Origin of the sequence: Pseudomonas sp. RIT357 (assembly GCF_000632245.1) — a bacterium.
Taxonomy (GTDB): domain Bacteria; phylum Pseudomonadota; class Gammaproteobacteria; order Pseudomonadales; family Pseudomonadaceae; genus Aquipseudomonas; species Aquipseudomonas sivasensis.
Window position 1 is genome coordinate 192,544 of record NZ_JFYX01000002.1, and the last position, 21,119, is coordinate 213,662.

At 59.6% G+C, this 21,119-nt stretch carries 16 protein-coding genes; 8 read left to right on the forward strand and 8 right to left on the reverse strand.

The features are described from left to right. Positions 1-15: 15 nt before the first annotated feature. A complete protein-coding gene (locus BW43_RS23350) occupies positions 16-741 on the forward strand; it encodes a hypothetical protein (RefSeq protein WP_032884772.1) in 726 nt (241 codons plus the stop codon). A 4-nt stretch (positions 742-745) separates the two neighbouring features. Here BW43_RS23350 and BW43_RS23345 read toward each other — a convergent pair whose 3' ends face one another. Next, positions 746-1,114 (reverse strand): PilZ domain-containing protein, encoded by a 369-nt coding sequence (locus BW43_RS23345; protein WP_032884671.1) that lies wholly within the window; start codon positions 1,112-1,114, stop codon positions 746-748. A 174-nt stretch (positions 1,115-1,288) separates the two neighbouring features. Here BW43_RS23345 and BW43_RS23340 point away from each other — a divergent pair, with 174 nt between their 5' ends. From BW43_RS23340 to yjiA, 3 genes are all read left to right on the forward strand, one after another. Then, entirely contained in the window at positions 1,289-3,355 is a 2,067-nt protein-coding gene (locus tag BW43_RS23340; RefSeq protein WP_032884672.1) for a carbon starvation CstA family protein, read from the forward strand. Positions 3,356-3,370: 15 nt separating this feature from the next. Next, on the forward strand, positions 3,371-3,568 hold the full coding sequence (locus BW43_RS23335; protein ID WP_003176208.1) for a YbdD/YjiX family protein: 198 nt from the start codon (positions 3,371-3,373) through the stop codon (positions 3,566-3,568). Between the two features lie 148 nt (positions 3,569-3,716). Then, a complete protein-coding gene (gene yjiA / locus BW43_RS23330) occupies positions 3,717-4,676 on the forward strand; it encodes a GTPase (protein WP_032884673.1) in 960 nt (319 codons plus the stop codon). A gap of 185 nt (positions 4,677-4,861) precedes the next feature. Here yjiA and glyA read toward each other — a convergent pair whose 3' ends face one another. Together glyA and BW43_RS23320 are read right to left on the reverse strand one after the other, a co-directional pair. Then, positions 4,862-6,115, reverse strand: a complete 1,254-nt coding sequence (gene glyA / locus BW43_RS23325; protein WP_032884674.1) for a serine hydroxymethyltransferase — start codon at positions 6,113-6,115, stop codon at positions 4,862-4,864. A 221-nt stretch (positions 6,116-6,336) separates the two neighbouring features. Continuing rightward, on the reverse strand, positions 6,337-10,188 hold the full coding sequence (locus BW43_RS23320) for a bifunctional diguanylate cyclase/phosphodiesterase (RefSeq protein ID WP_032884675.1): 3,852 nt from the start codon (positions 10,186-10,188) through the stop codon (positions 6,337-6,339). Positions 10,189-10,473: 285 nt separating this feature from the next. Here BW43_RS23320 and ettA point away from each other — a divergent pair, with 285 nt between their 5' ends. Next, on the forward strand, positions 10,474-12,138 hold the full coding sequence (ettA, locus tag BW43_RS23315; RefSeq protein ID WP_032884676.1) for an energy-dependent translational throttle protein EttA: 1,665 nt from the start codon (positions 10,474-10,476) through the stop codon (positions 12,136-12,138). A gap of 349 nt (positions 12,139-12,487) precedes the next feature. Next, positions 12,488-13,825 carry an NADP-specific glutamate dehydrogenase gene (gene gdhA / locus BW43_RS23310; RefSeq protein ID WP_032884677.1) on the forward strand — a complete coding sequence of 446 codons (1,338 nt, stop codon included), beginning with the start codon at positions 12,488-12,490 and terminating at the stop codon, positions 13,823-13,825. Here the strand turns inward: gdhA and BW43_RS23305 are convergent. From BW43_RS23305 to BW43_RS23285, 5 genes are all read right to left on the reverse strand, one after another. Beyond that, positions 13,822-14,319 carry a GreA/GreB family elongation factor gene (locus BW43_RS23305; protein WP_032884678.1) on the reverse strand — a complete coding sequence of 166 codons (498 nt, stop codon included), beginning with the start codon at positions 14,317-14,319 and terminating at the stop codon, positions 13,822-13,824. The genes gdhA and BW43_RS23305 overlap by 4 nt on opposite strands. A gap of 70 nt (positions 14,320-14,389) precedes the next feature. After that, on the reverse strand, positions 14,390-14,746 hold the full coding sequence (locus BW43_RS23300) for a hypothetical protein (RefSeq protein ID WP_032884679.1): 357 nt from the start codon (positions 14,744-14,746) through the stop codon (positions 14,390-14,392). Positions 14,747-14,905: 159 nt separating this feature from the next. Continuing rightward, entirely contained in the window at positions 14,906-15,211 is a 306-nt protein-coding gene (locus BW43_RS23295) for a chorismate mutase (protein ID WP_032884681.1), read from the reverse strand. A gap of 149 nt (positions 15,212-15,360) precedes the next feature. After that, entirely contained in the window at positions 15,361-17,214 is a 1,854-nt protein-coding gene (locus BW43_RS23290) for a DUF4105 domain-containing protein (protein ID WP_032884682.1), read from the reverse strand. Between the two features lie 92 nt (positions 17,215-17,306). Further along, on the reverse strand, positions 17,307-17,795 hold the full coding sequence (locus BW43_RS23285; RefSeq protein WP_027605327.1) for a DUF3015 domain-containing protein: 489 nt from the start codon (positions 17,793-17,795) through the stop codon (positions 17,307-17,309). A gap of 267 nt (positions 17,796-18,062) precedes the next feature. On the opposite strand from BW43_RS23285, the gene BW43_RS23280 reads away from it, so the two are divergent. Both BW43_RS23280 and BW43_RS0127195 read left to right on the forward strand, forming a co-directional pair. Beyond that, the gene (locus BW43_RS23280; RefSeq protein WP_032884683.1) at positions 18,063-20,501 is read left to right on the forward strand and encodes a Lon protease family protein; all 2,439 of its coding nucleotides are present in this window, start codon (positions 18,063-18,065) and stop codon (positions 20,499-20,501) included. Between the two features lie 298 nt (positions 20,502-20,799). Next, complete coding sequence (locus BW43_RS0127195) at positions 20,800-21,117, forward strand: hypothetical protein (protein ID WP_032884774.1); 318 nt, start codon at positions 20,800-20,802, stop codon at positions 21,115-21,117. Positions 21,118-21,119: the final 2 nt, after the last annotated feature.

Sequence of the window (21,119 nt, forward strand, 5' to 3'; positions counted from 1 at the left end):
TCAGGGATGGACGCGATGCAACGATCGAATCACTGGGGTGTAGTCGCCCTGTTTATCGCCTTGGCCAGCTTGCCCGCCATGGCCTGGGCGGAGCTGCCAACGGGCTATCGCCTGGCGCAAACGCTGGCGACGCCAGACGGCAGTGTGCTGCAGGTGCTCGAAGACCAGCGCATCAGCCCCCAACTGCACAAGGACAGTTGGGGCAGTGGACTGGATGAAGACTCGTTCGACGAGCCCGGCGATTTGGTCGAAAACCCGCTGCTCGAAGCCCAGGTGCGGTGGGTATCGGCCTCTGGCGAGGTGATAGCTCACGAAGACCTCGGCTACCCCTTGGCCGAGGTCAAGAAAGCCCCGCTCAAAGGGCTGCCCGAGCCTGTGTATTTTTTGACCATCGATCAGACCGCCCCCATGGGCAGCTACAGCGGGCCTGCCACGCAGTTACTGCTGCCCGGCAAGCAGCAACTCAAGCCGTTGAGTTACCAGGGCGCCGACGGCAAAGTCCAGGCGCTGACCCTGGCTCATACCGGCAAGGCTGCGTGGATGATCGCAACGCCAGCCAACGGCGGCGCGGATGAACTGCTGCAGGTGTCATCATTTATGGACGGCGACGGTGAGGATGACTTTGCCACCCGTTATCAGACCTATCGGTTTGTCGACGGGCAGTGGCACGGCGCCTCAAGTCAGAAGAAGGGTTACTGGGACATGGAAAGTGATTTTCCCGCACGTAGTGCGTTCCCCTGAGCCATCACACTTCCAGCAGCGCGCCCAGCTCTCGCTCCAGTTCCTCCTGATCGCCCAGGTTCAACTCGATCAGCCGCCGCAAGTGGCTGATCGAGTCCAGGTCGATGTCTGTGCACACAAACCCCAGTTGACCCACTGCTTCGTGGGTTAGCCGTACTTGCATCTTTATATGCGCCTTGGGATCCAGGCGTATGTCGACCGCGAACGGCAGCGCCTTATTTCCCTTCCACTCTTCAGGCCGTTGCACCAACAGCCCCTTAAGCGATAAATCCACCAGTTGCACTGGCCATTCGTTGCCGTTTTGCCGAAGTTCGGTCTTGGCATCAAAGGCAATCCGGCGAAAACGGCGACGATCAGACGCTTGCTCGGTCATGGTGAAACCCTCTGTGGATAAAAGGATTGTAGCCCTGCGCCATCATTGGGCCGTTTTTTCTGGTTTTTTCTTCGTTGCAAGGCTCTAGACCAACGTAGGGGGGTGGCCTTTAAGGCCAACAGCGCTAAACTCCGAACGGCTGTCCTTTCTGTCCACCCTGGCTGGAATATAAAAATGAAAAATAATAATAGCCTGCTACGCCATCTACCCTGGCTGGTGCTGGCAATCGTAGGAGCGTGCGCCCTGGGCGTAGTGGCCTTGCGCCGAGGCGAGGCGATCAACGCCTTGTGGATTGTGGTCGCTGCTGTGGCCATCTACCTGGTTGCTTATCGCTACTACAGCCTGTTCATCGCTAACAACGTGATGCAACTCGATCCACGGCGGGCTACCCCCGCAGTGATCAACAACGACGGTCTGGACTATGTGCCGACCAACAAACACATCCTTTTCGGTCACCACTTTGCGGCCATTGCCGGTGCGGGCCCGCTGGTCGGTCCGGTACTGGCGGCGCAAATGGGCTACCTGCCCGGCACGCTCTGGCTGATTGCCGGCGTGGTGCTGGCCGGCGCGGTCCAGGACTTCATGGTTCTGTTCCTGTCGACCCGTCGCAACGGCCGTTCCCTGGGGGACATGGTTCGTGAAGAGATGGGCCGTATTCCGGGGACCATCGCGCTGTTCGGCTGCTTCCTGATCATGATCATCATCCTCGCGGTGCTGGCGCTGATCGTGGTCAAGGCCCTGGCCGAGAGCCCTTGGGGCATATTCACGGTGATGGCGACCATCCCGATCGCGATGTTCATGGGCATCTACATGCGCTACATCCGCCCGGGCCGCATTGGTGAAATTTCGATCATCGGCGTGTTGTTGCTGCTCGGCTCGATCTGGCTGGGCGGGCAAATTGCCGCTGATCCGGTCTGGGCCAAGGCCTTCACGTTCACTGGGATCCAGATCACCTGGATGCTGATCGGTTACGGTTTTGTCGCGGCGGTACTGCCGGTGTGGCTGATCCTGGCGCCGCGTGACTACCTCTCAACCTTCCTGAAAATCGGCACCATCATCGCCTTGGCAATCGGCATCCTGGTCACCATGCCAGACCTGAAAATGCCGGCCCTGACCCAGTTCATCGACGGCACCGGCCCAGTGTGGAAGGGCGGCCTGTTCCCGTTCCTGTTCATCACCATCGCCTGTGGCGCGGTCTCGGGTTTCCATGCGCTGATCTCCTCGGGCACCACGCCCAAGTTGCTGGCCAATGAAAGCCACGCCCGCTACATCGGTTACGGCGGCATGTTGATGGAGTCGTTCGTTGCCATCATGGCCATGGTTGCCGCTTCGGTGATCGAGCCTGGCGTCTACTTCGCTATGAACAGCCCAGCCGCCGTAGTCGGCAGCGATGTGGTTACCGTGGCACAAACCGTCAGCAGCTGGGGTTTTGCAATTACTCCTGAGGCGCTGTCGGCCGTGGCCCATGACATCGGTGAAACCACCATCCTGGCCCGTGCCGGCGGTGCACCGACGTTGGCGGTGGGTATCGCGCAGATCCTGCACAGCGTACTGCCGGGTGAAAACACCATGGCGTTCTGGTACCACTTTGCGATCCTTTTCGAAGCGCTGTTCATCCTGACGGCTGTTGACGCAGGTACCCGAGCTGGTCGCTTCATGCTGCAAGACTTGCTTGGCTCCTTCGTGCCGGCGCTCAAACGCACCGAATCCTGGACCGCCAACCTGATCGCTACCGCCGGTTGCGTGGCGATGTGGGGTTATCTGCTGTACCAAGGTGTGATCGACCCACTGGGCGGTATCAACACCTTGTGGCCGCTGTTCGGTATCTCCAACCAGATGCTGGCCGGTATCGCGCTGATGCTGGCGACGGTTGTGCTGATCAAAATGAAACGCCAACGCTACATCTGGGTGACCATGCTGCCGGCGGTATGGCTGCTGATCTGCACCACCACCGCAGGCTTCATCAAGCTGTTCGACGCCAACCCGGCGATTGGTTTCCTGTCGCTGGCTAAGAAGTACAGTGACGCGCTGGCTAACGGTCAGATCCTGGCCCCGGCCAAGAGTATCGACCAGATGCAGCACGTGATCTGGAACGCCTACACCAACGCAACGCTGACGGCGCTGTTCCTGTTCGTGGTGTTCAGCATCCTGTTCTATGCGCTCAAGGTTGGCGTCGCCGCCTGGGGCAACAAAGAGCGTACGGATAAAGAAGCCCCGTTCCAGGCAGTACCTGACGCATAACCGAGGATTGCAAACATGTTCAATGACATCAGTCGCCTCGGTAAATACCTCGGTCAGGCCGCGCGCTTGATGGTCGGCATGCCCGACTACGACACGTACGTCGAGCATATGCAAACCAAGCACCCAGACAAGCCGATGATGGACTACAAGGCGTTCTTCCGGGAACGTCAGGAGGCCCGATACGGCGGCAAGGGTGGGCCCAAGTGCTGCTGACCCGTTAGTTCGGGCTGGTGGTGATCTACTGTGGGAGGGGGCTTGCTCCCGATAGCGGTGTGTCAGTGACAGATAAGTGCCTGACACACTGCTATCGGGGGCAAGCCCCCTCCCACATTTGTTTCAGTGTTCCTTCAAGGAGAATTTTTTGTCCTCTCCCATTCCAGTGACCGTACTCAGCGGCTTTCTCGGCGCCGGCAAGACCACCTTGCTGCGCCATCTGCTCAAGGCCGAACACGGCTTGAAAATCGCCGTGATCGAAAACGAATTCAGCGATGCCGGTATCGACACCCAGTTGTTGGGCGAAGAACCGGTGCAAGTCATGACCCTGTCCAACGGCTGCGTGTGTTGCACCATCCACACCGACCTCACCAAGGCTCTCTATCTGCTGCTTGAGCGCCTGGACAGCGGCGAGATCGCCTTCGATCGCCTGGTGATCGAGTGCACAGGCCTGGCCGATCCGGCGCCGGTGGCCCAAACCTTTTTCATCGATGAAGAACTGCGCGAGCGCTACATCCTCGACGGCATCATCACCCTGGTGGACGCGGCCCACGCCGAGCACCACCTGACGCAGACCATCGCCCAGGCCCAGATCGGTTTTGCCGATCGCCTGCTGGTGAGCAAACGTGATCTGGTGGACGACGCCACCTTCGAGGCGCTCAGTGATCGCCTCACCCGCATCAACCGCCGCGCGCCGATTCGCGTGGTCGAGCACGGCAAGATTGATTTGGCTGAACTGCTCGATGTCCGCGGCTTCAACCTAAACGCCGGCATGAGCCTGCGCCCGGTGAGCAAGGCGCCGTCCATCGACCGTATTTCCAGCCTGGTGCTGCGCACCGACCAGCCGCTGGATATCGACCGCCTCAGCGAGTTTATGAATGAGCTGTTGGAAGACCACGGCAAGCAACTGCTGCGCTACAAGGGCGTGCTGAACATTGCCGGCGAAGACCGCCGCATGGTGTTTCAGGGCGTGCTGAAGCTCTACGGGTTCGATTGGGACACCGAATGGGCCGAGGGGGAAACGCGGGAGAGTGTGATCGTGTTTATTGCCGATGAATTGCCGGAAGACAAAATCCGCGAAGGCTTTGCCAAAGTCTACCAACCCTGATGTGTAATGCAGTCAACTGTGGGAGGGGGCTTGCTCCCGATGGCGGTGGGTCAGTAAACCTATATGTGACTGACACACTGCTATCGGGGGCAAGCCCCCTCCCACACTTGGGCGCATTTCAAACTGGACAATTGGTATAAAAAAGCCCGGCTTAAGAGCCGGGCTTTTTATTCAAGCAACTGCAATCAAGCGCCGTATACCGGCAGTTTTTTGCAGATGGCCTTGACCTTCTCACGGACCGCGTCGATCACGGCTTCGTTGTTCAGGTCTGCCAGGATGTCGCAGATCCAGCCGGCCAGTTCCTTGCACTCTGCTTCTTTAAAGCCACGAGTGGTCACAGCCGGGGTGCCGAAGCGCAGGCCCGAGGTGACGAACGGAGAACGTGGGTCGTTCGGTACCGAGTTCTTGTTCACGGTGATGAAGGCTTTGCCCAGGGCAGCGTCAGCATCTTTGCCGGAAATGTCCTGCTTGATCAGCGACAGCAGGAACAGGTGGTTTTCAGTACCGCCGGACACTACGTCAAAGCCGCGCTCGATAAACACGCTGGCCATGGTCTGGGCGTTCTTGACCACTTGTTGCTGGTAGGTCTTGAACTCAGGCTGCAGTGCTTCCTTGAAGCAGATCGCTTTGGCGGCGATCACGTGCTCCAGCGGGCCACCCTGGGCGCCTGGGAATACAGCGGAGTTCAGCTTCTTCTCGATCTCGGCGTTGGCGCGAGCCAGGATCAGGCCGCCACGTGGACCGCGCAGGGTCTTGTGGGTGGTGGTGGTTACCACATCAGCGAATGGAACCGGGTTCGGGTAGACGCCCGCGGCGACCAGACCGGCCACGTGAGCCATGTCCACGAACAGGTAGGCGCCAACCTTGTCGGCGATTTCACGGAAGCGTGGGAAGTCCAGGATCTGCGAGTAGGCAGAGAAACCGGCCACGATCATTTTTGGCTTGTGTTCAACCGCCAGGCGCTCAACTTCGTCGTAGTCGATCAGGCCGTTGGCATCGATACCGTATTGAACGGCGTTGTACAGCTTGCCGGAGGAGGAAACGCTGGCGCCGTGGGTCAGGTGACCGCCGTGTGCCAGGCTCATGCCCAGAATGGTGTCGCCGCCTTGCAGCAGGGCCAGGTACACGGCGCTGTTGGCTTGGGAGCCGGCGTGTGGCTGGACGTTGGCGTAATCGGCGCCGAACAGTTCTTTTGCACGGTCGATGGCCAGTTGCTCAACCACGTCGACGTACTCGCAACCGCCGTAGTAGCGCTTGCCTGGGTAGCCTTCGGCGTACTTGTTGGTCAGAACCGAACCTTGAGCCTCCATGACCGCAGGGCTGGTGTAGTTTTCCGAAGCGATCAGCTCGATGTGCTCTTCCTGGCGCACGGCTTCTTGCTCCATGGCGGCGAAGAGATCGGCGTCGTACTTGGCAATGGTCAAATCACGGCTGAACATGGCGGTCCTCAAGGATCGGGGGCAGAAAAGGAGGGCATTCTAACCCAATGGGTTTTAGATGGCATATGAAAGGACATCAAGTCGCGGACAAGTGGGATTCACTTAGGGATGAGCGGTGTCATTGCCGGCCTCATCGGGGGTAAGTCCCCCCACATTTGAAACGCATTCCCCTGTGGGAGGGGGCTTGCCCCCGATGAGGCCAGTGGCTTCACCACAAACCATCAGTCGAACATGAAGAGGGCATCATTGCTGAACTGCGCCTCGAACCGATTCGCCGGCATCGGTCGTCCGAACAGATAACCCTGCACCTCATCGCAGCCATGCTCGCGCAGGAAATCCAACTGCTCATGGGTTTCCACGCCCTCGGCGATTACCGCCAGGTTGAGGCTGTGGGCCATGGCAATAATCGCCCGGGCGATCTGCGCGTCCTGTTCGCCGGACGGCAGGCCATCGACGAAGGTGCGGTCGATTTTCAACACATCGATGGGGAACTGCTTGAGGTAGTTGAGCGATGAATAGCCCGTGCCAAAATCGTCCACCGCAATGCTCAGGCCCAGGTTTTTCAGGCTGTCGAGGATGTGCAGGGCTTCGTTGACTTCGCGCATCAGGATACTTTCGGTCAGCTCCAGCTCCAGGCACGCCGGCGGCAGCCCTGTGTCTTTGAGGATGGTGGCAATGCGGGTGCCCAGTTGGCCGTCGGAGAACTGCCGCGCCGAGATGTTCACCGAGACTTTCGGCACGCGCACCTTGTTTTGATGCCAGGTCTTGAGCTGGCGGCAGGCTTCGCTGATCACCCAGTCGCCGACGTCCACCACCAGGCCCAACTCTTCCAGCACCGGAATAAAGTCCCCCGGCGGCACCAGCCCGCGACGCGGATGGCGCCAGCGCAGCAGGGCTTCGGCGCCGGTCAGGCGTTTGCCATCACCGCTGAACTGCGGCTGGTAATAAAGCACGAATTCGTTCTGCTCCAGGGCGTGGCGCAGGTCGCTTTCCAGCTCCAGGCGTTCCAGGGCGCTGGCGTTCATGTCGGCCTGGTAGAACTGGAAGTTGTTCTTGCCGCGTTCCTTGGCGTGATACATGGCGGTGTCGGCGTTTTTCATCAGTTGGCTCAGCTCGTTGCCGTCCTGAGGGCTGAGGGCGATGCCGATACTGGCGGTCACAAAGAACTCGCGGCCTTCCAGCACAAAGGGTTTCACCAGGCTGGCGAGGATCTGTTCGGCCACGTGAATCGCGCGGTTCAGCGCCATTTCACGGCTGACCCGTGGTTGCAGGAGCAAGGTGAATTCGTCACCGCCCATGCGCGCGACAGTGTCGTCTTCGGCCACGCAGCCGAGCAGGCGAGTGGCCATTTCCTTGAGCATGCGGTCGCCGGCGGCGTGGCCAAGGGAGTCGTTGATCGGCTTGAAGCGGTCAAGGTCGAGGAACATCAGCACCACCCACGACTTCTGCCGCTCGGCAGACTGCAACGCGGTGTGCAGGCGGTCTTGGAACAGTGTGCGGTTGGGCAGGTGGGTCAGGGCGTCGTAATACGCCAGGCGGTGAATACGCTGCTCGCTGGCCTTGCGCTCGCTGATATCACTGAAGAAGCATACGTAACTGGCGAGGTCGCCTTCGTCGTCGAATACGGCGGTAATGCCGACCCACGCCGGGTAGTGCTCGCCGTTGCGGCGCTTGAGCCACACTTCGCCTTCCCAGGTGCTGTGCTGGTGCAATTGCTTGAGTACGTAGCGCAGGTGGGCTTCCTGCTGTTCATCCACGGTCAGCATGTTCGGCAACTGGTCGAGTACGTCCGCCACTTCGTAGCCGCTGACTCGGCTGAATGCCTCGTTGGCCTGCACGATATAGCCCGCCGGGTCAGTGATCAGGATCGCCGAGGTGGAATGCTCAAATACCGTGGCCGCCATGCGCAGGTCTTTCTCGGCGCGGCGTTGTTGGCTGATATCGCGGCCGACGCCCAGAATGCCCTCGAAGGCGCCATGCTCGTCCCACACCAGTACCAGGCGCAGTTCGATCGGCACTTTACGCCCGTCGGCGCGCAGGCAGTCAAACAGGAACAGCTGGGTCTGCACTTCATCGCGCAGCTTATTGAGCGCATCGGTGTCGCCCAGCGCACGGCTGACCTGTTCCATCAGGCTGTAAATACCCGCCAATTGCGCAGGGTTGGCGATGATCGACTGCCAGCCATTCTTGAACACCCAGTCCACTTCATACCCCAGCACCGCACTGACCGACGGGCTGATGTAGTTGAGGGCCAGTTTGCTGTCGGTGGAGCAGATCACGTCACTGATGCTTTCGGCGAGCATGCGATAGCGCTGTTCGCTGTCGCGCAGGGATTCGCTGGCTTCGATCTGGTCGGTGATGTCCTTGGCGACGCCAATGATGCGGGTGACTTGGCTCGTTTTATCACGGGCCAGGGCCTGCTCACGAATATCAAAGCGCCGCCATTGGTTATTGCGATGGCGGAAGCGCAACTGGCAGTGCAACTGCGTCGCGTAGCCGGCCTGGCGCTGTTGCTGGCGCAAATCGTGGTAATACTCGGCGTCTTCAGGGTGAAGCAGGATTTCCCAGAAGTACTCGCCCATTTGCTGCAGTTCGGCCTTTACGTAGCCGAGGGTTTGCCCCAAATGGTGGTTGCTGAAAATCATGCGCTGGCTGACCACGTCCTGCACATACAGGTGATCAGGCACGGTGCGCACCACGTCCGACCAGAAACTCTCACGCTCCACCAGCGACAGTTCGATCAGCTTGCGGCTGGTGATGTCGCTGATGCTGAGGATCACCGCCTTGAAATCGTCCTGCTGCTCCGGCAGGCGCATCACCAGCCACAGGTATTGCTCGTTGCCGACCACATCATTGAGCTGGATCTCCAGTTCAAGCTGGCTCTGCTGGGTCAGGACCGCTTCGAGTATTTGATGGCCGATGGACGTGCTGTTGCGTGGGCAATCATCGATCAGCCGCTCCCAAGCCTTCTCGCACGAGTCCACGTTGAGCAGGCGCACCGCCACTTGGTTGATCTCGGTGATGCGCAGCTCGGCGAGCAGTTGCCTGCATTCTTCAGGTTTGTTTTGCAGCCAGGCGTGAAGGTGTTCGCGGGTCTGCAAGTGCGTCTTGGCAAAAAACGCATTCAGGCCTGACAGGTCCAGGACGCACAGGGCGACGCCGGTACCTTCGAAAATATCCTGATAACGCCGCCGGCCTTCATGCACCTGGCGCTGGCGGCGACGCATATTCAGCAGCACGATTACGGGGATCAGCGAGAAGGCCAGGCCCAACAGGCATTTGCCGATAAACGCCGGCAGCAGTTGTTCCAGCACGGCTGCGCGGTCGAACATGCCGCGCAACTGCCAGTCGCTTTTGCTCAGGGGGGTGACCAGCACGCTTTTATTCAAGTCATCCGGGGTCAGGGCACTGGACCATTGCGCCGGCATGCCACTGTCACGGCTGACGACGCGGTGGTTCAGGCTGTTCTCGATGGCCCACATGGGGCGCTGGCCCTGACTGTCCTGGCGGGTCAGGTTGACCAAGTAGTTAGGTGCCAGGCGCAGCGCCCAGTACATTCTTGAGCCGCCGCTGGGCTGGTGCAGCAGCAGATAGATGATGGTGCCGTCTTCGTTATTGCTCAGGTAATACGGTTGGCCGTGGCTGCGCTGCACCAGTTCTTCCAGCCAGGCGCTGTCCTGGCTGTCGTTGGCGCTGTCACTGATCATCGCGCCGCTGGGCGCGAGCAGGGCGATACTGCGCAGCTCCGGCAGCGAGCGCTGCAGCGTGCGCGTCAGGGCCTGTTGCTGTTCAATGTCGCGCGGCGGCTCCACCATCGGTAGCAGGTTCAAGGCGATTTTTGCGCTCAGGGCCATGTTCAGGCTGATCTGCTCAGCCAGGTCGGCGCTGTAGTCGATGGTGTATTGCTGCTGGTTTTTCTGGTTTTGCTGCAGTTGGTCCAGCAGTTGCCAGAACAATAAGGCGAGCAGCATGAGGACGAGCGTCGCCAATGCGCCTTTGAGGGTGCCGTGCAGGGGCGCTCCCGGCGCTATATGAGCGGCGCGCAAGGGAGTTGGCGGCGTGACTTTGGACAAGCTGTGATCCTGCGGTTTGGCTGGACTGGCGCGCGACGTGCACTATAAGCCGGACGCCCGGAGGGCGGCTAGCATGCCTTGACTTGTGGCAAAGTGCCAGCCCTGCTTGGCTGGACTGACCAAGCGCATTGAGGTAGCTTTGCCGGTTACGCGGGGGCGTTCCAGCCCCAGATACTCAGGCTTTTTTCGCTCGCTGGCATTGATGATAGTCAACGGCCCGCGCGGCGCATGGCTTGGCACGGGCTTCGCCCGCTTAATTCATCAGTCACTGACGCTAGGTTCACCATGGCTCAATACGTCTTCACCATGCATCGGCTGGGAAAAGTTGTTCCGCCGAAGCGGGAAATCCTGAAAAATATTTCGCTGTCCTTCTTCCCCGGCGCCAAAATCGGCGTGCTCGGCCTCAACGGTTCGGGTAAGTCCACGCTGCTGAAAATCATGGCCGGCGTCGACACCGAGTTCGAAGGCGAAGCCCGCCCGATGCCGGAACTGAACATCGGTTACCTGCCGCAGGAACCAATCCTGGACCCAACCAAGACTGTGCGTGAAGTGGTCGAGGAAGCGGTCAGCGTGATCAAAAACGCCCAGGCGCGCCTGGACGAAGTCTACGCCGCCTACGCCGAGCCGGATGCCGACTTCGACAAGCTGGCCGCCGAACAGGCCAAGCTCGAAGCCATTCTGCAGGCCAGTGACGGTCATAACCTGGAACGCCAACTGGAAGTCGCCGCTGATGCGCTGCGCTTGCCTGCTTGGGACGCCAAGGTCGAATTCCTGTCCGGTGGTGAAAAGCGTCGTGTGGCCCTGTGCCGCCTGCTGCTGTCGGCCCCCGACATGCTGCTGCTCGACGAACCAACCAACCACTTGGACGCCGACTCCGTCGCCTGGCTGGAACATTTCCTTCACGATTTCCCGGGCACCGTGGTTGCGATCACGCACGACCGGTACTTCCTGGACAACGTGGCCGGCTGGATTCTTGAGCTCGACCGTGGCGCCGGTATCCCGTACGAGGGCAACTACTCCGGTTGGCTGGAAGCCAAGTCCGATCGTCTGGCCGCCGAATCCAAGCAGCAATCGGCCCATGAAAAAGCCATGAAGGAAGAACTGGAGTGGGTGCGCAAAGGCGCCAAGGCCCGCCAGTCCAAATCCAAGGCACGTCTGCAACGCTTCGAAGAAATGCAGTCCCAGGAATTCCAAAAGCGCAGCGAAACCAACGAGATCTATATCCCGGCCGGTCCGCGCCTGGGTGACAAGGTCATCGAATTCAAGAACGTTTCCAAAGGCTATGGCGACCGCGTGTTGATCGACAACCTGTCGTTCTCCATGCCAAAAGGCGCGATCGTCGGCGTTATCGGCGGTAACGGTGCGGGTAAATCCACGCTGTTCCGCATGCTGATGGGCAAGGAAACGCCGGATTCGGGCAGCATCGAGATCGGCGAAACCGTGCAACTGGCCTGTGTGGACCAGAGCCGTGATGACCTCGACGGCAGCAAGACCGTGTTCCAGCAAATCTCCGACGGCTCTGACCAGATCCGCATCGGCAACTATGAAATTCCGTCGCGCACCTATGTTGGCCGCTTCAACTTCAAGGGCGGCGATCAGCAGAAGTTCGTCAAGGACTTGTCCGGCGGTGAGCGCGGTCGCTTGCACCTGGCCCTGACCTTGAAAGAGGGCGGCAACGTGCTGCTGCTCGACGAACCGTCCAACGACCTCGACGTTGAAACCCTGCGTTCCCTGGAAGAAGCCCTGCTGGACTTCCCTGGCGCCGCCATTGTGATCTCTCACGATCGGTGGTTCCTTGACCGCGTCGCGACCCACATCCTGGCGTACGAAGACGACTCCCAAGCGGTGTTCTTCGAAGGTAACTACACCGAGTACGAAGCGGACCGTAAAAAGCGTTTGGGCGAAGCTGCTGCCCAGCCGCACCGTGTACGGCACAAAAAACTGGCCTGATCCGGCTGGTTGAAAAAAGCGGGGCCCTCGGGCTCCGCTTTTTTTTGCGCTGGGGTTTTGCAGTGTTTTTGATGGCCCTATCGGGAGCAAGCCCCCTCCCACATTTGATTTGTGAACACATTCAAAATGTGGGAGGGGGCTTGCCCCCGATAGCTATTTCCCGACTGGTGCGTAACCCGCCTTGGCAATCCCCTTTTAGGTGCGAAAAACCCCTGTTTCCTGTGTTTATTTATATCCAATGCACCATTTAAATTCACAAAAGCGACATTTTGCCCTGTCGCGGTGCGACATGAATTGATAAAGTCCGGCTCAATCTCCCTTAAAAACAATCAATTTGCCGAGACTTTTCATGATCGAATCCGTCGAATCCTTCCTTGCCCGCCTCAAAAAACGCGACCCAGACCAGCCAGAATTCCACCAGGCTGTAGAAGAAGTCCTACGCAGTCTGTGGCCGTTTCTTGAAGCCAATCCCCATTACCTGACCTCGGGTATTTTGGAGCGCATCTGCGAGCCGGAACGAGCGATAACGTTCCGGGTTTCGTGGGTCGATGATCACGGCAAGGTCCAGGTCAATCGCGGTTTCCGTATCCAGATGAACAGCGCCATCGGTCCCTACAAAGGTGGCCTGCGTTTCCACCCGTCGGTGAACCTGGGCGTGCTGAAATTCCTCGCCTTCGAACAGACCTTCAAGAACTCCCTGACTTCGTTGCCAATGGGCGGCGGCAAAGGCGGCTCGGACTTTGATCCAAAAGGTAAGAGCGACGCCGAAGTCATGCGTTTTTGCCAGGCATTCATGAGCGAGCTGTACCGCCATATCGGTGCGGATGTGGATGTGCCGGCTGGCGATATCGGCGTGGGTGCACGTGAGATCGGCTTCCTGTTTGGCCAGTACAAGCGCCTGAGCAACCAGTTCACCTCCGTGTTGACCGGCAAAGGCATGACCTACGGCGGCAGTCTGATCCGTCCGGAAGCGACCGGTTTTGGTTGCGTGTACTTCGCCGAAGAGATGCTCAAGCGCGACGGTAAACGGGTCGAGGGCAAGCGTGTGGCGGTCTCCGGCTCAGGCAACGTCGCCCAATACGCGGCGCGCAAGGTGATGGACCTGGGCGGCAAGGTGATTTCCTTGTCTGACTCCGAAGGCACCCTGTACGCCGAAAGTGGTTTGACCGAAGAACAGTGGTCGGCGCTGCTGGAGCTTAAAAACGTTCAGCGTGGGCGCATCAGCGAACTGGCCGAGCGTTTCGGCCTGGAGTTCCGCAAGGGGCAAACGCCGTGGGACCTGGCCTGCGATATCGCCCTGCCATGCGCCACCCAGAATGAACTCGGCGCCGACGCCGCCCGCACCTTGCTGCGCAACGGCTGTATTTGCGTGGCCGAAGGCGCCAACATGCCTACAACGCTTGAGGCTGTGGATATCTTTATCGAGGCGGGCATTCTGTTCGCACCGGGCAAGGCATCCAATGCCGGCGGCGTGGCGGTGAGTGGCCTGGAAATGTCGCAGAACGCCATGCGCTTGCTGTGGACCGCTGGTGAAGTGGACAGCAAGCTGCACAACATCATGCAGTCGATCCACCACGCTTGCGTGCACTACGGCGAAGAAAACGGCCGCATCAACTACGTGAAGGGCGCGAACATCGCAGGCTTCGTGAAAGTCGCCGACGCGATGCTGGCCCAAGGCATCGTCTAGGTCTCGGCTTCGATACGCAGCACTTCGATCAGCTGATCGCCGACGGGGCGCTTCCACAGCACCTCATCACCCACCTGGGCGCCCAGCAACGCGCGGCCCAGGGGTGAACCCCAGTTGATCAGGCCTGTGCTGGCGTCGGCCTGGTCTTCACCGACCAACTGGATGCGCTGTTGCTCGTCATGCTCATTGGCGAAGGTCACCCAGCTGCCGATCTGCACCTTGTCGGTGCCGGTGGCCAGCGCCACGACCTGGGCGCTCTGGACGCGTTGGTTGAAGTAGCGTAAATCCCGCTCAAGATCGGCCTGGCGCTGCTTATCGGCCTGCTCACCCTTGGCAGATTCGGCACTGTGCTCAGCCTTCAACTGCGCAACCTTGGCCTGTAACTGCGCCAACCCTTGCGCGGTCAAGTGATTGGGTTGCTCACTGACCTGACGCTCCACTGGCTGATCAGCCTGGGCGGCGGCGTTATCCTCATTTACAAAAGCTCGGCTCATGACGTTCTCCCTCTATGGAGCTTGGGCCATGTTCGCTGCGCTTTAGTTTCGATGGATGTCTGAAAGCGACCTATTGCGAGCGATAGGCCCGAGCGGCATCGCGATCCTTCTCGTGCTGCCAGGCGCGCTCACGGTCGTCCCAGTGATTGTCCTTGTAGTCGCGCAGTTCTTCGTTTTCACGCATGGCCTTGCACTGGCGAAAGCCGTCCTCCCAGCCTTCGGCGTATGTCCGGTCTTTCAGGTAGCGCGGGACATTTTTGCGAAACTCCCCGGAAATCACCCCGGCGGCCTGGCGACCGCTGCTGCAGCCATCGTCAAATCCATCGGCGAAGGCCGGTGGATAACCTCTGGCCAGCAATTCCTGATGAGTCGATTGACAACCCGCCAGCCACACCATCGCACACAGTATTACTGCATACCGCCACATTGCTTGCTCCCTGGCCGTTTAACGGCTGATAGGGCAAGTCTAGATAGGGATTTGTCGGGGAGGTGTGAAAGGGGTGTGAGAAAGGTGTGGAGCACGATGAGATCGGTCGGTGACTGCCGAACCGGTGATGAGGAAGCTGGGCTCCCTCACCACAAGAGCCTATGTGGCCTGGCTGTTCGCCAAAGCCCTGTGTTCCGCCAATTCCTGCTCAATGAATGCCGCAATCATTGCGCGATAGACCTGCTCGGTTACCTCGGGGTTTGCGCCCACGGTCTCCGATAATTCCCGCACCTTGGTGATCACCTGCTCAACCCGCTGTGGGGCTTTGACGCCATCGGTGTCTTTTTTGAAGCGTGCTGCCTGTGATACGTAGCGGCCGCGTTCGGCCAGCAGGGTGACGATTTGCTGGTCGAGGCGGTCGATGTTGTTTCGAACGTCTTCAAGGGTGGTGCAGGTAACGGCCATGTCGAGTGAACTCCTGATTGTGCGGGCAATGCTAACAAAATATGGGAGGTGGCTTGCTCCCGATAGCAGAGTGTCAGTCAATGCTTAACTGAAAGACCGCCATTGGGGGCAAGCCCGCTCCCACATTTTTGATTTTCACCAGGCTTTGGTCAGTAGTGATACCACTTCACTTCAAGCATCACTTCATTCACTGGCGTCGACAGGTGGCTGTACTCGCGCTGCGCGCTCAGGCGCAGGCCCAGGTTACGGGACAGTTCCCACTGTTGGTTGAGGCTGATGCTGCGCCGCACCTCACCATTGGTGAAGAAATCGCCCTTGGCTTCCAGGCTCAAGTTGCCCAGCGGGTTTTTCCACAGCACGCCGGTGTTGAAGCCGGCTGCGGGGGAGATGGCTTCGTTGAAGTCGTTGTTGTGTTCCACGCGCACGGTACCGAGGGCGAAGCCGAGCATGTCGTCGCGTAGTTGCCAGGTGCCGCCAGCGCCGCCGTTGACGTGGGCGACCAGGGTTTCGTCGTCGTGTTTGCCCGGCACGCGTTCCAGGCCGCCCGTGACTTGCCAGGACCAGGGTTGCAGCAGGGCGTTGCGTGGGGTCAGGGAGCGGATGGTAGCCAGGTCCAGTTGCTGCAATTGCCAGTGGTTACCTTCGTACTGGCGCAGTTTCATTTGCAGGATTTCAATCTGGGCGCCGAGGGGGAAGCCTTCGGCGTTGTCGTTGAGGTCGTGGTAGGCCATGCGCAGGCCGTATTCACCGAAGGCTTTGTCGCCCCGGGTGCCGATGCCAGCTTGCCAGGTACGCGACTCATGGCCGTTTTCCGGCAGGCCGGGAGGCGTGATCTTTAGATCGGGCGCGGGGTTCTGGTTGATCGCGCGCAGCAGTTCGAAGCTGCGTTGGGAGCGTGCGGTGTCCCGTTCAAGGCCATTGGCACGGTAGCGGCCCAGGCGATAGGCGGCGTCGATGATCAGGGCCTGACGTTCGCGGGGTAAGGCTTTAAAAGCAGGCTCTTGTAGTTGCTGCTGGTCATCGCTGACCTTGAGCACCCATTGCTGCTCGTCGCTGTCCAGCGGCTTTGCGCGCTCCAGCAACTCTCGCTCGCGGGACGGTCGGTAGTCGATCTTCTCGACCAGGCCCGCGTCCTTCACCGCCTTGACGGTGTCGGTGGGAATGGCGGTCAGCGGGAATTGCTCGGTCAGGCGCAGGCCGGGGCGGGCCACTTGCAGCAGTTCCAGCAGGCGATAGGAGCAGTTTTCGTCGAAGAAGAAATAGTCGAACTGGATCTGCTTGAGCTCCCACACGTGCTCGACCATGCGCTCGGTCTCGACCTGGGTGAGGTTAAGGCGATATTCCCACAGGTCGCGGTTTTCGAGGCTGCGGTACTCGGAGAGTTTTTCTTGGTAAGGCACCAGCGCGAACAGACCGGGGTAGCCGCCCATCAGGCCTTTCCAGGCGTAGAGAATGCTGTTGTCCGAGCCTTCTATATAGGCGCCGAAGTTGATCGCGTAGCTGAGCAGCGCGGTCTTGTTGCTCTGCACGTCGGCCTGGTCGATACGCAGCAGGGTGTGGCCGAACATCGAGGACGGGCTGTTGAGGTAGGCCGCCGGGAAGATCATCACCGCGCTATGGGGCGAGACGTCCTTGAACCATTGCTTGAATTCGGTGCAGTCCACGGCGGGCAGGTCAGTCAGGTGCAACTGATCCTTTAACCAGCGGGTACGTGCGGGGTAGACACATTGGGCGTGTTTTTCACCCAGGCTGGCCGGAGCATAGAGTGCTTCAACGGTGGCCTTGAGTTCGGCATCCGGGTGATGGGCACCATCGGGGGCGAGGAAAAATTTCTGCTCGCTGACATAACTGCGCCAGCCACTGATTTTGCCGGCTTCGTAATGGCCCAGCGAAAGCCAGAACGGATCGTTGGCCAATTGCTGCAAACGTTGATCATCAAGGTGCGGTGCTGCGTACAGCGGGGCGCAGGCGAAGAGTGCCATCCAGGCAAAGCGTTTGAGCATAGGGGCAACTTAAGTCGGAAATTAGAGAGACCCAAAGGGGAAGCGGGTCCAAAAATAAAACCCGCGCCTGGGGAGGCGCGGGCAGGTCGAGCTTAAGCCTGGGTAGCGTATTTCGCCAGACGGGCATCGCCTTTCAGTACAGCCAGAGTGTTGTTGTGCACGTCTTCAGCGGTCACATCGGCCTTGCTGAAGATTTGCTGGAAGTGTTCGTGAGCCACTGCAGCGAAGTGTTCGCGATCTTCCGGAGCAACGCCCAGTACCACCGCGTAAGTGGTCAGTGCTTCGCCATTACCCTTGGCCATGTCTTCGGACAGCTCGTTCATCATGCCATTCATGGCAATCCAGGACTTGCCGCCGTAGGTCAGCGCGCTGTTGGTGCTGCAACCGTTGGTGCCCGAGGTCATGCCGAATGTGGCGTTACCCGAAGTACCGTTGGTGGTGGAAGCCAGGAAGTGAGCCGGAGTGCCGCGCTGGCCTTCGAACAACATGTTGCCCCAACCGCAGTTCGGGCCACCTGGTGCTTCAGCCATTGCATTGAGGGAGACGACGGTGAAGAGAGTACCGAGAAGGATCCGTTTCATAGCTTTGTTCTCTTTGTGTGCAAACCAATGGACAAGGGTTCAGGCACTTCATAGCGCCCTAGGGATCGGTTATTAGTCCAACCCGCGCAGTTTGGAGTTTAGGCACGTTCCAAGGGTTCCGTGTGTTTTTATAAAACAATCAGAGATGTCGCGATTTTTTTGTAGGACTCATTCGGTGTCTACGCTTTCACAAAGGCTCGCCTTGCCAGAGCGCGCAACGGGGAGCCAGAATGCCGTCATCTGCCCCGCCTGATGTAAGGAAGCCCGATGCCTGATCCTGTTGCTGCCAGCCTGCGTCTAGCGCCCGAAGCGCTGACTCGTCCTTTTTCCGCTGAACAGTTCAGCTTCTCGACCACCAATGATTTGGAGCCCTTTCGCGGTGTGCTTGGCCAGGAACGCGCAGTTGAAGCGTTGCAGTTCGGTGTGGCCATGCCACGCCCCGGTTACAACGTGTTTGTCATGGGCGAGCCGGGCACCGGTCGCTTCTCGTTCGTCAAACGCTACCTGAAGGCCGAAGGCAAGCGCCTGCAGACCCCGGCGGACTGGGTCTATGTGAATAATTTCGATGAACCCCGCGAACCACGCGCCCTGGAATTGCCAGGCGGTGCTGCGGCGGCGTTCATTGCCGATATCAACGGCTTGGTCGACAACCTGGTGGCCACCTTCCCGGCGGTCTTTGAGCACCCGACTTATCAACAGCGCAAAAGCGCCATCGACCGCGCGTTCAACCAGCGTTACGACAAGGCCCTCGATGTGATCGAACGCCTGGCTTTGGAAAAGGACGTGGCGCTGTACCGCGACAGTTCCAACATCGCGTTCACGCCGATGCTCGACGGTAAGGCGCTGGACGAAGCCGAGTTTTCGCAACTGCCGGAAGTAGATCGCGAGCGTTTCCACACAGATATTTCCGAGCTGGAAGAGCGCCTCAACGAGGAGTTGGCCAGCCTGCCGCAGTGGAAGCGTGAGTCCAACAACCAACTGCGCCAGTTCAACGAAGAAACCATCACCTTGGCCCTGCAACCTTTGCTTGCGCCACTGTCGGAAAAATACGCCGAGAACGCAGCTGTCTGCGGTTACTTGCAGGCGATGCAGGTGTACCTGCTGAAAACTGTGGTCGAGCAATTGGTCGACGACGCCAAGACCGACGCCCAGGCCCGCAAGCTGCTCGAAGAGCAATACTGCCCGAGCCTGGTGGTTGGGCACCCGGTCAACGGCGGCGCCCCAGTGGTGTTTGAACCGCACCCGACGTACGACAACCTGTTTGGCCGTATCGAGTACAGCACCGATCAGGGCGCGCTCTACACCACCTATCGCCAACTGCGACCGGGTGCCTTGCACCGTGCCAATGGCGGGTTCCTGATCCTCGAAGCCGAAAAAATGCTCAGCGAGCCGTTCGTGTGGGACGCCCTCAAGCGCTCCCTGCAATCGCGCAAGTTGAAGATGGAATCGCCTCTGGGCGAGCTGGGCCGTCTGGCTACCGTGACCCTCAACCCGCAAATGATTCCGTTGCAGGTCAAGGTGATCATTATCGGTTCGCGCCAGCTTTACTACGCGTTGCAGGACGCCGATCCGGACTTCCAGGAGATGTTCCGGGTGCTGGTGGATTTCGACGAAGACATCCCGATGGTCGACGAAAGCCTGGAGCAGTTCGCCCAGTTGCTCAAAACCCGAACATCGGAAGAGGGCATGGCGCCGTTGACGTCGGACGCGGTGGCGCGGCTGGCGACTTACAGCGCGCGGCTGGCGGAGCATCAGGGCCGTTTGTCGGCGCGTATTGGTGACTTGTTTCAACTGGTGAGCGAGGCGGACTTTATCCGCCACCTGGCCGGCGATGAGATGACCGATGCCGGCCATATCGAGCGCGCCCTCAAAGCCAAGGCCACCCGTACCGGCCGCGTGTCGGCACGGATCCTGGATGACATGCTCGCCGGGGTGATCCTGATCGACACCGCCGGTGCGGCCGTGGGCAAGTGCAACGGGCTGACGGTGCTGGAAGTCGGTGACTCGGCATTCGGCGTACCGGCGCGGATTTCCGCCACGGTGTACCCGGGCGGCAGCGGCATTGTCGACATCGAACGTGAGGTTAACCTCGGTCAGCCGATTCACTCCAAGGGCGTGATGATCCTCACGGGTTACCTGGGCAGCCGTTATGCCCAGGAATTCCCGCTGGCGATCTCGGCGAGCATCGCGCTGGAGCAATCCTACGGTTATGTGGACGGCGACAGTGCGTCCCTGGGCGAGGCGTGCACCTTGATCTCGGCCCTGTCGAAAACCCCGCTCAAGCAATGTTTTGCCATCACCGGTTCGATCAACCAGTTTGGTGAAGTGCAGGCGGTAGGTGGGGTCAACGAGAAGATTGAAGGCTTCTTCCGTCTCTGTGAAGCGCGCGGTTTGACCGGTGAGCAAGGGGCGATCATTCCTCAGGCCAACGTGGCCACGTTGATGCTTGATGAGAAGGTCTTGCAGGCTGTGCGCGCCGGGCAGTTCCATATCTACGCTGTGCGCCAGGCCGATGAGGCGTTGAGCCTGTTGGTGGGTGAAGACGCGGGTGAGCCGGACGCCGAGGGGCAGTTCCCGGAAGGGACCGTCAATGCGCGAGTGGTCGAGCGTTTGCGTGCGATTGCCGAGATGATCAGCGAGGAAGACTTGAAAGAGGCGGAGAAGGAGTTGGCGCAGCAGGCGCTGGCCGAAGCCAAGCCCACCTGAGTTCTGAGGCCAGGCCGGGTCAAACATGTGGGAGGGGGCTTGTTCCCGATTGCGATAGGTCAGTCATGTAGATGTCGACTGACACACTGCATCGGGAGCAAGCCCCCTTCCACATTTGGAACTGGTTGCGTCACTAAATTGACTTCCATCTGAGGGACTAATGTCCGTTGGTCCCTACGGCCTTGGTTTGTCGGGTTTTTCTTCTATTCTCTGCTTTAGGGATATTCACAGGAGTCGCTGGATAGAAACAGCCTTGCCCCAGGCCGGGCTGAACACCGATCTGCCGAGGGTCGCCGCCATGCCGCGCAACCTTTGTCTTACCCGCCAGTGCTTTGGCCTGGTCACCCGTATCGAATGCTCCATTCGCCCTCTCGCGGGGGATAACGGGATGTGGACCTTGTTATTTGCCGCCGGAATGTCCGGTGAACAGCCGTCCACCATCAAGTCCCAAGGCCCGTTTCATGGGCCTTTTGCGGCGCAAACCATCCTGGAATCGATTGTGGATAGCCTGACCATGCACGGCTATGAAGTGGCGGGCGACCCACAGATTTGGTGCCTGCATATGCAAGCCCATCTGCGGCAGCTCAATGGCAACCATGAGCCGCTTGCGCTGTAGTG